This is a genomic window from Methylomonas sp. 2F7 (assembly GCF_057126975.1).
The window spans coordinates 2,607,902-2,621,039 of record NZ_CP195203.1 but is presented as its reverse complement, the minus strand read 5'-3'; the positions used below and the strand labels follow the sequence as shown (position 1 = coordinate 2,621,039).

Here is a 13,138-nt window from a genome sequence, read left to right as displayed (position 1 = left end):
CTTACGGCCAGGAAATAAATAAGAATTTTTCCTATAGCTGTGTGGGAAGCTAGGCTGGATAATAGAGGGTTTTCAACGCACTCCGCATTATGAGCCTTCGCTACCAGATTATCTGTCGCATCCTGCTGTCTTCGGTTTGTATTTTGGTATTGGGCGGGGCGATTGCGGTCTGGCAAGCGCGCCAGGCGGTCGAGAAGGAGGTCGATGCCTCGATTCATCTGGCCTTGCAACTGATTACCTTGGGCATTGCCGATACCCCAGTATTTCAACAAAGCGACGATTTATCCCGCTTCAGCGCGTTGCGGCAAACGCGGCATTTGAGTATCCAATTGCAAAAGCCGGATGGACAACTGATCCATTTCGCTGGCGAAAATCAACCGACCAATCCCGAAGAAATGCCTCCTAGCTGGTTTATCCGCTTGGTAAAGGGCGATTATCCCAAGGTAGAGCACCAGTTGAATATGCAGGACGGCAAGTTGTTGACTCTGATCATTCAGGCTCAGCCGCTCGATGAAATCACCGAAGTCTGGCAGGAAAGCGTGGCGTTTTTTGCGTCGATTTCCTTGTTAACGATGTTGACTTTTCTAGCGGTCAATCTGGTCTTTAATAAGTCTTTGAAATCGATTGCGGTCATCGTCGATGCCTTGCGCCTGATCGAAACCGGTCAATATCGCCAACAATTGCCGCCATTTTCCACACAGGAATTCGATGATATTGCCAACGCAATCAATCATATGACGGTGGAGCTTGAGAAAACCCGCCAGGAAAACCGGGCCTTGACGCAGCATTCGTTGGCGATTCAGGAAGAAGAACGCCAACGCCTGTCTCAGGAATTGCATGACGAGTTCGGCCAATCCCTGACGGCTATTAAAGTGATGGCGGTAACCGCGGCACATCGCAAAGCCGACGCCGCTAAAATAACCACAACAATCTCGGAAATTTGCGATCATTTAATGACCGTGGTGCGTTCGATGATGCAGCAATTGCATCCTTTGGTTTTGACCGAGTTGGGATTGAAGGCCACCTTGGAAGAGATGGTTAATCATTGGTCGGAACGTAATGCCGACCTGCGGCTGACGATTCGCTGTAGCGACGCCGTGGACGGTTTGGATAAAAATCTAACCATTCAGGTATTTCGGGTGATTCAGGAGTGTTTGACCAATGTCGTGCGCCATGCACAAGCGCATAGCGTGACTATCGACTTGGAAAAGCTCGATCTACCGCAGGCCTGTTTACAGCTTAAAGTGCAGGATGACGGGCGAGGTTGTGATTTGCAGACTACCAGTCAAGGCTTTGGTTTACTGGGTATTAAAGAACGCATCAAGTCGCTGGATGGCGAGTTGCAGGTGCTGTCTCGTCCTGGCTCAGGTATGTTGGTTAATGCACGAATCCCGCTCGTATGAATAACAAGATAAAAATCGTGTTGGTGGACGACCACTTGGTGGTGCGGGCTGGCTTTAAAATGCTGTTGGCGGCGGGGGATAGTGTCGAAGTAATAGGCGAAGCCGAGCGTGGTGAGCAGGCTATTCAACTTTATCAAGAATTGCAGCCCGATATGTTGGTGATGGATTTGTCCATGCCGGGGATTGGTGGCTTGGAAACTATTCGGCGGATCATTCAGCGCGACCGCGAGGCGAGAATTTTAGTTTTTAGCGTGCATCACGAACAAGTGTATGTCAGCCGGGCCTTGGCAGCGGGCGCGCAGGGTTATATCACCAAAAATAGCGCTCCCGGTATTCTTGCCGAAGCGATAGCGGCAATTATGTCCGGTCAGCAGTATGTCGAGCGCGGTTTGGTCAAGGGCGGCGGTGAAGAACGCCAGCACACCGGTTATCACGCGATAATCGCCGGTTTCTCTGCGCGCGAGTTCGATGTATTTAGTTTGCTTGCCCAAGGGTTGACGGTGCATAAGATCGCCGATCAACTGTGTTTGGGTCATAAAACCGTGGCGAACTACGCCACGCAAATCAAGAAAAAGCTCCAGGTGGACACTACCACCGAGCTTGCTCACATTGCGGTCAATTTGGGGATGACGGCGCGCTGATACTCGGTTTTAGGGTGCGGTGGACTCTATGAGGCGGGGGGTTAAATAGCGAGACTGGTATGGCAATCGTTCAGGCAAATAAATTCGTCTGAACGATTATTGAAAATTATGTTTTTTAATCCAGAAGGCCGTCGAGTTCAGATTTAGCCGCTAGAACATCCGGCAGTTTTTCCTTAAGGAGTTGCTCCGATAGGCCTAAAAGTGCGGTTAATTGATTGGGTAACGAGGCTAAAATCTGATTTTCATCCAAACCCTGATCTTGGTAATCGCTGATTGCATGGGCGAGGAAAACTGTGCAAGCTAACTTGTTAGGCGTCTCCGCGGCCAAAGGTTCCGCCGATTGCTCGATGGTTTCGACTAATTCGTCGGCAAATTTCCAGCGACGGCAAAGTTCCGCGCAGACCGCCGGGCTGGTGTAGCCCAAGCGCCTCTTCTCAATTTCCAGTCTAACGTTGCCGTTTTTCACATGCTGATCAATTTCGTTGGCTTCGCGGGGGCTGCCAATGTGAATCAGTAGGTTGCCCAGATTGCTGATTAGCCCGGCTGTATAGGCGATGTCGGCCGCCAGACCCGCTTGGGCCGCGAACCATTTTGCATAACCTGCTGTGCGAAAACTATTCCGCCAGCTTTGTTTGACATCGAAATTATCCAATTGCGGTACCACACCGACAATCCCGGATGCGATCACCAATGTTTTCAGCTGGTTCATGCCCAGTAAGGTGATGGCTTCATCTATAGAGCCAATTTTACGGGATAAACCAAAATGCGCGGAGTTGACCAAACGCAGGATTTTTAAAACAATCACCTGCTCTTTTTCCACGTTTTTGGCTATGTCGAGCATATCCGCGTTGGGATTGTTTAGCTGATTGATGAGGGATCTTACGACTTCGGGTACTTGCGGAATTTTGTGGATCTGGTCGAACAGTTGGTTCATTTTTGTGGGCATGTCTTCATCCTTAAGCTACGAAACTGTAATTATTCTTAGTGAATTATAGCCAGCCTCGGCGAACAAACCTTATAAATTTAAACCGGTTCAGGGCCCGGCGCCGCCTGAATGCAGGTTACGCCGGGCCAAACGGATAGCGGTTTAGCTAGGTCTTAAAGTTCCCAACCATGGAGCGCAACTGATTCGCCAGGTCAAGTAACTCGTGGCAGGCATCCGCAGTGTTTTTCGCGCCGATCGAAGTCTCTTCGGATACCCGGCTGATATTGCTGATGTTACGATTGATTTCCTCGGCAACTGCGGTTTGTTCCTCGGCAGCGCTGGCTATCTGGTTATTCATATCGTTAATGGTATCGATACGTTCACTAATAGTGGTTATCGAACCACCGGCGGATGCGGCTTGCTCTACGCTGGAGTTTGCGCGGCTTCTACCGTTTTCCATTACTGCCACGGCCTGTTTCGCACGGTCCTGCAAGCGTTCTATAGTCTTTTGGATTTCCAAAGTGGAGTTTTGGGTACGGCTGGCCAGGGTTCTGACTTCATCCGCTACTACCGCAAAGCCTCGACCTTGCTCGCCAGCTCTGGCTGCTTCTATGGCGGCGTTCAATGCCAGCAAATTGGTTTGTTCGGCAATGCCTTGAATGACTCCCAATACCTCACCGATGCTGTTACTGTCGTTTTCCAGCTCGTGTATCACATTGGCGGCATTTTCCACTTCAGATGCCAAGCTGTTAATACCATGCACGGCATCTTTCACGATGTTTTTGCCCGAAGACGCTTCGCGGTCGGCGATTTCCGCTGCTTCCGATGCTCTAACGGCATTTTTGGCGACTTCTTGCACCGTCGACGTCATTTGCTTCATCGCATTGGCCACCAATGTGGTTTCGTGCAATTGCCGCTCGACACCGGCTTGAGTCGATTGGGTGATATTGGCAAGCTTGTGAGAAGAGCTGGCCAGTTTTTCGCTGGTGGAACTGATCTGGTCGATGGTTTTGGCTATTTTGCGCACGAAGGTATTAAAACTCGATGCGATCCAGGCAAACTCCGATTTGCCGCTCGCATCCAGACGAGCCCGCAGGTCGCCCTCGCCACTGCCTATGTCTTGCAGCTTCAAAGCCAATGCCGTCAGCGGACCGATGATGATTTTGCTCATCGTGAAGTAGCCGGTAAAGCCAATGATGATCAGTGTTATGCACAAGAAGCCGATAGCGTAAAAGGTATTAGTCTTCAGCTCGGCAAGGGCTACGCTGAATGGGGTGACGATTTCGAATGCGCCATGTAAGTCGCCGGCGTGGCGATTTTCCATCGGATATCCCAGTAAATCTTGGCCCTTCTCGTTATTCCAGAGAGTTTGCGAGGTCTTGGGGTCGCCATGACATATTTCGCATTGCTTGACTAATTTGACGGGGCGTAAGTAGCGGACTTCCTGTTTTTCTTCGTCTACGAAGCTATAGTCTTGGGCGGAAGGGTTGCTTCTGAAAAACTCCAGCGCTTGACGTTCGATGTCATCGGCGGCGTTTCGGGGATTTCTGGGGTTAAGAGACGGCGCTTTGAAACGAAAGCCATGCTCTTTGGCTTCCGCTTCGATGACGTCCCAAGCATTGGCTGTCGGCACGGTGGCGACCACCAGTTCTCTGGCTTTTGAGCTACCTTTTTGTTCGACCAATTGCATGAGTTGCTCAGGCGTGTAGATGCCTGCTTCCCATTTTTTTACGACATTGTCGCGGATTGATTCGGACAAAGTGAGTAGTTGCCGCGAGGCTTTGATTTCCCGGTCAATCAGCTTTTGTTTCTCAAAGCTTGAGTAAACAACCAAAATCGCTATGCCTAAAAGTGTTAGCACCGACATGGTTATAGAAACCACCTTTACCCCTACAGAATGCCAGTTCATCATCAACATTCGAAACTCCCCTAAAATACGCTTTAAATTTCTTGTATTAACTGTCTTTCCAGTACCGTCCTGAAGACATGCCAACCGAGTATAGCTTACAATTTAGCGTCATCTATTCTAAAAACTTAACAACTATGCGGAAAATCAAGGTTTTGTTTGTGTGTATGGGTAACATCTGTAGATCGCCCACCGCGGAAGGCGTTTTCTCTCATTTGGTGACTACAAGAAACCTGGGGGAACGCTTTCAAATAGATTCCGCGGGTACCCACGCCTACCACATTGGCGACGCGCCCGATCTGCGCGCGCAAAAAGCCGCTCGAGACAGAGGGGTTGAATTGAAACATCTGCGGGCGCGCAAAGTTGTATCCGCAGATTTTGAAGCGTTCGATCACATACTGGTCATGGACGACGAGAATCACGCCATATTAAAAGAAGCCTGTCCGATTGATTTGAGCCATAAGATTCGGCATTTTCTCGATTATGCGCCGCACTTGAATCAACGCGAAGTGCCAGACCCTTACTACGGTGGTAGTTATGGTTTCGAGCGGGTACTGGATATGGTGGAAGAGGCATCGGCGGGATTTTTGCAAGCATTGCAACAAACTGGCGAGCTGTGATTAACAGGATAGGAAAAAGCTTATGGCAATAATGTCGAACACCGTCAGTTACCTGGATCGCGACACGGTGCTGGAAGGTTTTTTTGCTTATGACGATGCAATTATTGGGCAGAGACCGGTGGTGCTGATCCATCATGCTTGGGGCGGACGAGACCAGTTTGTGGCCGATAAGGCTCTCAAATTGGCGGAACTGGGTTATTTGGCGTTCGCTACGGATATGTACGGCAAAGGCATCCTTGGAAAGACGCCGGAACAAAACGCCGCATTGATGCAGCCCTTCATACAAGATCGGGGGAAATTGCAACAGCGCTTACGGGCGGCGCTATCCACTGTCAAACTAATGCCATGGGCCGACAACGCTAGGATTGCGGCGATAGGTTTTTGTTTCGGCGGTTTGTGTGCGCTGGATTTGGCGCGGATCGGTGTGGATATTCGCGGGGTTGTGTCGTTTCATGGCTTGCTCGGTGCGCCTGAAAATATCCCGAACCCCCAAATCAAGGCCAAGGTACTGGTGTTGCATGGCTATGATGACCCCATGGCCTCCGCTGAGCAAGTACTTGCCTTGCAAGACGAATTAACTAAGGCAGGTGCGGACTGGCAGTTGCATAGTTACGGCCACACGATGCACGCGTTTACCAACCCTGTGGCCAATAATCCCGATTTTGGTACAGTTTATCAGCCGCTTGCTGATCGCCGGTCTTGGCAAGCGATGCAAAACTTTTTGACCGAGATTTTTGCCTGACGGCAGAGGGTGGCGTTTGCTATAATCGACGGCTTTATAAACCTGTTAGCCATGCGTAAATGGAATTGATGCTTCAGGCTAACCCGTCGATCGATAAGCTTTCGACTGCACTGGAACCACGGACCCATGTCAGACTTCGCTAAAGAAATTATCCCCGTCAATCTCGAAGACGAGATGAAACAATCCTACCTCGATTATGCCATGAGCGTGATCGTCGGCAGGGCACTTCCCGATGTCAGAGACGGCCTCAAGCCGGTGCACCGTCGCGTGCTTTATGCGATGAACGAACTAGGGAACGATTGGAACAAACCCTATAAAAAATCCGCGCGTATCGTCGGTGACGTGATCGGTAAATACCACCCGCATGGCGATACAGCCGTTTACGACACCATGGTCCGCATGGCTCAGCCGTTTTCTTTGCGGTACATGTTAATTGACGGTCAAGGTAACTTCGGTTCGGTGGACGGCGATTCGCCGGCGGCGATGCGGTATACCGAAGTGCGGATGGCGAAAATCGCCCATGAATTACTTGCTGACCTGGACAAGGAAACCGTGGATTTCGTCGCCAACTACGACGAATCGGAATCCGAACCCACCGTGATGCCAACCCGAGTGCCAACCTTGTTGGTCAATGGCTCGTCGGGTATCGCGGTTGGCATGGCGACCAATATTCCGCCGCATAATCTCAGCGAGATTATCAGCGCTTGTTTGGCCTTGATCGAAAATCCCGATCTGACTATTCCGGAATTGATGCAAATCGTCCCGGGACCGGATTTTCCAACCGCCGGTATTATCAATGGCGCCTCAGGTATTTTTGAAGCGTATGCCACGGGCCGTGGCCGTATTTACCTGCGCGGCCGCAGCCATTTTGAAGACATAGGCGATAGCGGCCGCCAAGCCATTATCACCACTGAGCTACCTTACCAGGTCAACAAAGCCCGCTTGTTGGAAAAAATCGCCGAATTGGTCAAAGAGGGCAAGCTGGACGGTATCTCCGGCCTGCGCGACGAGTCAGACAAGGATGGCATGCGCATGGTCATCGAATTGCGCCGCGGCGAGGTGCCGGACGTGGTGCTGAATAATCTGTACAAACAAACCCAGATGCAGACCGTGTTTGGTATCAACATGGTGGCGCTATACGACGGTCGCCCGCACCTGATGGGTTTGAAAGAGATTCTCGCCGCATTCGTCGATCACCGTCGCGAGATAGTCACCCGTAGAACGATTTACAACTTGCGGAAGGCGCGGGAGCGGGCGCATATCCTCGAAGGTTTGGCGGTAGCCTTAGCTAACATCGACGAAATGATCGAGTTGATCAAATCTTCGCCGAATCCGCAAGAAGCTAAAGTGGGTTTGCTGGCGCAGACCTGGAAAGCCGGCTTGGTGGCTGCATTGCTGGATAGAGCCGACGCCGACCGTTCGAGGCCCGATGATTTATCCGTTGAGTTTGGTTTGGCGGATGGTGCGTATCGTTTGTCGGAAGCCCAGGCCCAAGCAATCCTGGATTTGCGTTTGCATCGTTTGACCGGTTTGGAACAAGAAAAAATCGTCAACGAATACAAGCAATTGCTAGAGCTGATCGACGAATATCTGCATATTCTCGGCAACGATGTGCGCTTGATGGAAGTGATCCGCGAAGAGCTGGAAGAAATCAAAACCCAATACGGCGATGCCCGCCGCACCGAAATCGTCCAGGATTACTCCAATCTATCCGCTGAAGATCTCATCACCGAAGAAGATATGGTGGTGACGATGTCGCACGAAGGTTACGTGAAAACCCAGCCGCTCAGCGATTACAAAGCCCAGCGTCGCGGTGGTCGCGGTAAGTCGGCGACGGCGACGAAGGAAAATGATTTCGTTGAAAAACTGATCATCGCCAATACCCACGATACGATTTTATGTTTCTCGTCAGCGGGTAAAGTCTATTGGTTACGGGTGTTTAATTTGCCGGTCGCCAGTCGGGCATCGCGCGGTAAGCCTTTCGTGAATTTGTTGCCGTTGGAAGAAGGCGAGAAAATCAATGCAATGTTGCCGGTCCGTGAATACAGTGCCGACAAATACATTTTTATGGCAACGTCTTCAGGTACCGTGAAAAAAACCCCGTTGCCTGAATTCGAACGTCAACGCAGCAACGGTAAAATCGCGATAGATTTAAACGAGAATGATACGTTGGTGGGCGTAGCGATTACCGACGGTCAGCAAAACGTATTGTTGTTCAGCAGCGACGGCAAAGCGGTCTGTTTCAACGAAACCGATGTGCGCTCGATGGGCAGAACCGCTACCGGGGTGCGTGGCATTCGCTTGCAAGAAGGTCAAAAAGTCATTTCGCTGATTATCGCCAGCGAAGGCACGGTGTTGAATATCACCGAAAACGGTTACGGCAAACGGACCAAGCTCGAAGAATTTACCCAGCATAGACGTGGCGGTCAGGGTTTGATAGCGATTCAAACCTCTGAGCGTAACGGCGCAGTGGTCGGTGCGGTATTGGTCAACGATACCGACGAAATTATGCTGATTACCGATGGCGGCATTTTAGTACGCACGCGGGTGAAGGAAATTTCCGTGGTCGGCAGAAACACCCAAGGCGTCACGGTGATTCGTCTGGATAAGGGCGAAAGAGTCGTCGGCGTGGATCGCATTGATGGTCTGGGCGATGAAGACGATGACGCCGAAGGCGATATTGACGAAACCGATGTTCCAGCAGATAGCGCCGAACAAGGCGGAGAAGAGGAATAAGCATGGCAAGGATTTACAACTTTAGCGCCGGCCCGTCGATGTTGCCGGAATCGGTGTTGTTGCAAGCTCAACAAGAGATGTTGGATTGGCAAGATAGCGGCATGTCGGTGATGGAAATGAGTCATCGTGGTAAGCATTTCATGGCCATAGCCGAAGCGATGAAAAACGATCTGATCGAACTGCTCGGCATTCCTGCTAATTACAAGGTACTGTTCCTGCAAGGTGGCGCCAGCGCGCAATTCGCGATGATTCCGCAGAATATTCTCAACGGTAAAACCAAGGCCGGTTATGCGAATACCGGCGCATGGTCGACTAGTGCAATCAAGGAAGCAGGTAAATATTGCGAAGTACAGCTTGCGGCTACCTCGGAAGCGGAAAAATTCACCACTATTCCAGCGTTCGATACCTGGAATATCGATAAAGACGCTGCTTATCTGCACTACACCTCTAACGAAACCATCCACGGCGTAGAATTTTCCGAAGTGCCTGATGCCGGCGATTTACCGTTGGTGTGCGATATGTCCTCGAATATCTTGTCGCGTCCGGTCGATGTTAGCCGCTACGGTATTATTTATGCCGGTACGCAGAAAAACATGGGGCCGTCCGGTGTGACCGTGGTTATCGTTCGGGACGATTTGGTTGGCTTGGCACCGAAAACCGTGCCGGCAGTGTTCGACTACCAGCAACAGGCAAAAGCCGACTCCATGTTGAATACGCCTGCCACCTATAACTGGTATCTGTTGGGATTGGTGCTGCAATGGCTGAAACAGCAAGGCGGTATCGCAGCCATCGAGCAGCAAAATATTCGTAAAGCCGGCAAGCTATACCAGGCTATCGATGAATCCAGCCTTTATAGCAATCCGGTGGTGAAAGACTACCGCTCCAGAATGAACGTGCCTTTCGTGTTGGCGGATGCGGCGCTGGACAAAGAATTTTTGGCGTTGGCCGAGAAAAACGGCCTTAGTACGCTTGCTGGTCACCGCTCGGTCGGGGGCATGCGTGCGAGTATTTACAACGCCATGCCGGAAGCGGGGGTCGATGCCTTGATCGATTTCATGGCCGAGTTCGAACGTACTCACTAAACAATCCAAAAATGACGGCGATTATTCCTTTATCGGAGCTGCGCGAACGTATCGACGCGATTGATCAGCAAATATTGCAGTTGATCAATCGACGAGCGGAGTGTGCTATTGAAGTAGCCAGAACCAAAATGGCAGAAGGTGAAACCGGTAGTTTTTATCGTGCTGATCGCGAAGCTCAAGTGTTGCGTAAAATCAAAGAGCTGAATCCAGGCCCGTTGAGTGATGATGCGTCTGTGCATCTATTCCGGGAATTGATGTCGGCTTGTTTGGCCTTGGAAAAGCCCTTGGAAGTGGCGTTTTTAGGGCCGGTCGGTACGTTTACTCAGCAAGCAACTTTCAAACACTTTGGCCACGCCGTCAAAGGCATCCCGGCCGCTACGATTCCGGAGATTTTTCTGGCTGTGGAAACCGGTCATTGCCAATTCGGCGTGGTGCCGGTGGAAAATTCCACCGAAGGCGTGATTGCGCATACGCTGGATCGCTTCATGACCACCTCACTGCAAATTTGCGGTGAAGTCGAAATTCGGGTGCATCAAAATCTGCTCGGCAAAATGGATACGTTGGCGGCGATTAACGAAGTTTATTCGCATCAGCAATCTCTGGCGCAATGTCGGCAATGGTTAAATAGCTATTTGCCTGGTGTGCCTTGCACGGCGGTCAGCAGTAATGCCGAAGCCGCCAGACTAGCGTCTTTGGACCACAATAAAGCCGCGATAGCCGGCTTGATGGCGGCCGAATTGTATGAGTTGAACATCATCGAACAGCATATCGAGGATGAATCCAACAATACCACGCGCTTTATCGTCATCGGTAAGCAGCAGCCGGCATCCACCGGGCTCGATAAAACCTCCATTTTGGTATCTACCGGCAATCAGGCTGGCGCGCTACATAAAATTCTGGGGCCGTTTGCCGAATACGGCATCAGCATGGCGCACATAGAGTCCCGGCCATCGCGGCAGGGCTTGTGGGAATACGTGTTTTTTATTGATATTGATGGTCATCGAGATGATCCTGATGTTGCCAAAGCCCTGGAAACCCTGCAAAACAACGTCAAAATGTTGAAAATCCTCGGCTCTTATCCAAAAGCCGTCATTTAAATCTTAGGTCGATGAACAAATTTTTAGAACTTGCTACTGCCGGCGTTCAACAGCTGGTGCCTTACGTGCCTGGCAAACCGGTTGAAGAATTGCAACGCGAGCTGGGTATAGCAGAAGTCATTAAGTTGGCGTCCAATGAAAATCCCCTGGGCACCGGTGCGAAAGTTGCCGCCGCTATCCAAGCGACATTGCCCGAACTAACCCGTTATCCCGATGGCAGCGGTTTTGCGTTGAAAGCCGCACTATCTGCTAAATTAAGCGTGGCTCCCGAACAAATTACCTTGGGTAACGGTTCCAGCGAGATCCTGGAATTGGTGATGCGCACCTTCGTTACGCCGGAATTGGAAGTAGTGTTTTCCCAGCATGCGTTTGCGCTGTATCCGATACTGACGCAGGCCGTGGGGGCTAAGGCTAAAGTCGTGCCCGCCAAAAATTACGGCCACGATTTAACAGCGATGAGCCAACAAGTTGGTTCGCAAACACGTCTGGTGTTTATCGCCAATCCCAATAATCCGACCGGCACCTTGCTGGATAAAGATGAACTGGAAAGCTTCATCGCCAATTTGCCTGCTCATGTGCTGTGCGTTTTGGATGAGGCCTACTACGAGTTTGTTGATCCTGCCGTGCGAACCGAATCGTTGGATTGGCCGAATCGCTATCCAAATCTGATCATAGCCCGCACGTTCTCCAAGGCATATGGGTTGGCTGGTTTGCGTATCGGTTACGGGATTTCCTCCCCTGACATCGCCGATCTGTTGAACAGAGTGCGCCAGCCTTTCAATTGCAGCATGCTGGCCTTGGCTGCTGCCGAAGCCGCGCTCGGGGACATACACTACCTGAATGAGACCGTGGCTCTCAACAATGCGGGCATGGCGCAGTTGACTGACGCGTTCAAGGATTTGGATTTGCCCTGGATTCCTTCATCCGGCAATTTCGTTTCCGTGGATGTAAAACAGGCGGCTATGCCGATTTACGAGGCCTTGCTGCGCAAGGGTGTCATCGTGCGACCGGTAGCCAATTATGAAATGCCCCACCACCTGCGGGTCAGCATCGGCACCGAACGCGAAAACGCAATATTCATAAAATCATTGCGCGAGGTGTTGAGCGGTGTTTAACCGCCTGTGCATCATTGGCATAGGTTTGATCGGCGGTTCGATAGCCAGAGCCGCGCGCGCACAGGGTTTATGCAGTGAGGTTGTCGCCTATGGCCGCGAGAAAAATCTGCCGAATATGCAATTGGCCAAACAACTCGGCGTCATTGATGAGTTTTACACCGACATAGCTTCAGCGCTGGAAAATACCGATTGCGTAATCGTTGCCACGCCGGTCGGTAGCATGAAGGCTATTTTCGAACAAATTAAACCGCACTGGAACTCGAATGCTATTTATAGCGATGCCGGCAGCACTAAGGGCAGCGTGGTATCTGCGCTCGAAATGGTATTCGGCAGCGTACCGACGAATTTTGTGCCGGCGCATCCGATTGCCGGCGCGGAACGCAGCGGTGTTGATGCCTCGACCGTCGATTTGTTTGTCAATCGCCGCCTGATCCTGACGCCGCTAGAAAGCACCGATAAGCTGGCGCTGGCGAAAATCCATGCGTTTTGGGAAAAGATCGGCTCCAGCGTTTCGGTGATGTCGGTGGAACATCACGACACTGTGCTGGCCGCCACCAGCCATTTGCCGCATATTCTGGCTTTCGCCTTGGTCGGTTTGCTGGGGCGTAAGGACGAACAGCGCGAGATATTTAAATATGCCGCCGGCGGTTTCAGGGATTTCAGCCGCATCGCCTCCAGCGATCCGACCATGTGGCAAGACATCTGTCTGGCAAACAAGCAGGAAATCGTGCCCTTGATACGGCAGTTTCAAGCGGAATTAAGCAAAATTGAACAATTGCTGGTTGACGACCAATCCGCGCAATTGTTCGAAACCTTTACGTATGCCAGAAATGCCCGGCAGCGTTTTCTCGATCAACAAGAAGACTAAGAA

Annotated in this window: 11 protein-coding genes; 9 read left to right on the top strand and 2 right to left on the bottom strand. The window is 51.1% G+C overall.

Translation table 11 applies throughout. The features are described from left to right. Positions 1 to 89: 89 nt before the first annotated feature. Positions 90 to 1,403: a sensor histidine kinase gene (locus ACR64Q_RS11650; RefSeq protein WP_020481469.1), complete on the top strand. Its 1,314-nt coding sequence runs from the start codon at positions 90 to 92 to the stop codon at positions 1,401 to 1,403. Continuing rightward, positions 1,400 to 2,044 (top strand): response regulator transcription factor, encoded by a 645-nt coding sequence (locus tag ACR64Q_RS11645; RefSeq protein WP_026601011.1) that lies wholly within the window; start codon positions 1,400 to 1,402, stop codon positions 2,042 to 2,044. Before ACR64Q_RS11650 ends, ACR64Q_RS11645 begins: the two co-directional genes overlap by 4 nt. A 115-nt stretch (positions 2,045 to 2,159) precedes the next feature. Here ACR64Q_RS11645 and ACR64Q_RS11640 read toward each other — a convergent pair whose 3' ends face one another. Both ACR64Q_RS11640 and ACR64Q_RS11635 read right to left on the bottom strand, forming a co-directional pair. Further along, positions 2,160 to 2,990, bottom strand: a complete 831-nt coding sequence (locus ACR64Q_RS11640) for an HDOD domain-containing protein (protein WP_026601010.1) — start codon at positions 2,988 to 2,990, stop codon at positions 2,160 to 2,162. Positions 2,991 to 3,135: 145 nt separating this feature from the next. Continuing rightward, the gene (locus ACR64Q_RS11635) at positions 3,136 to 4,887 is read right to left on the bottom strand and encodes a methyl-accepting chemotaxis protein (protein ID WP_026601009.1); all 1,752 of its coding nucleotides are present in this window, start codon (positions 4,885 to 4,887) and stop codon (positions 3,136 to 3,138) included. A 125-nt stretch (positions 4,888 to 5,012) separates the two neighbouring features. On the opposite strand from ACR64Q_RS11635, the gene ACR64Q_RS11630 reads away from it, so the two are divergent. The 7 genes from ACR64Q_RS11630 (at position 5,013) to ACR64Q_RS11600 (ending at position 13,135) form a co-directional block, all read left to right on the top strand. Then, a complete protein-coding gene (locus tag ACR64Q_RS11630) occupies positions 5,013 to 5,495 on the top strand; it encodes a low molecular weight protein-tyrosine-phosphatase (RefSeq protein WP_026146779.1) in 483 nt (160 codons plus the stop codon). 22 nt (positions 5,496 to 5,517) lie between these two features. Further along, positions 5,518 to 6,237 carry a dienelactone hydrolase family protein gene (locus tag ACR64Q_RS11625; RefSeq protein WP_313734867.1) on the top strand — a complete coding sequence of 240 codons (720 nt, stop codon included), beginning with the start codon at positions 5,518 to 5,520 and terminating at the stop codon, positions 6,235 to 6,237. A gap of 126 nt (positions 6,238 to 6,363) precedes the next feature. Then, complete coding sequence (gene gyrA, locus ACR64Q_RS11620) at positions 6,364 to 8,973, top strand: DNA gyrase subunit A (RefSeq protein ID WP_313734866.1); 2,610 nt, start codon at positions 6,364 to 6,366, stop codon at positions 8,971 to 8,973. Positions 8,974 to 8,975: 2 nt separating this feature from the next. After that, positions 8,976 to 10,055 (top strand): 3-phosphoserine/phosphohydroxythreonine transaminase, encoded by a 1,080-nt coding sequence (gene serC, locus ACR64Q_RS11615; protein ID WP_026601006.1) that lies wholly within the window; start codon positions 8,976 to 8,978, stop codon positions 10,053 to 10,055. An 11-nt stretch (positions 10,056 to 10,066) separates the two neighbouring features. Further along, positions 10,067 to 11,152 carry a prephenate dehydratase gene (gene pheA, locus ACR64Q_RS11610; RefSeq protein WP_020481461.1) on the top strand — a complete coding sequence of 362 codons (1,086 nt, stop codon included), beginning with the start codon at positions 10,067 to 10,069 and terminating at the stop codon, positions 11,150 to 11,152. Between the two features lie 11 nt (positions 11,153 to 11,163). Continuing rightward, positions 11,164 to 12,267 (top strand): histidinol-phosphate transaminase, encoded by a 1,104-nt coding sequence (gene hisC, locus ACR64Q_RS11605; protein WP_026601005.1) that lies wholly within the window; start codon positions 11,164 to 11,166, stop codon positions 12,265 to 12,267. Beyond that, the gene (locus ACR64Q_RS11600; RefSeq protein ID WP_026601004.1) at positions 12,260 to 13,135 is read left to right on the top strand and encodes a prephenate dehydrogenase; all 876 of its coding nucleotides are present in this window, start codon (positions 12,260 to 12,262) and stop codon (positions 13,133 to 13,135) included. Before hisC ends, ACR64Q_RS11600 begins: the two co-directional genes overlap by 8 nt. Positions 13,136 to 13,138 lie beyond the last annotated feature (3 nt).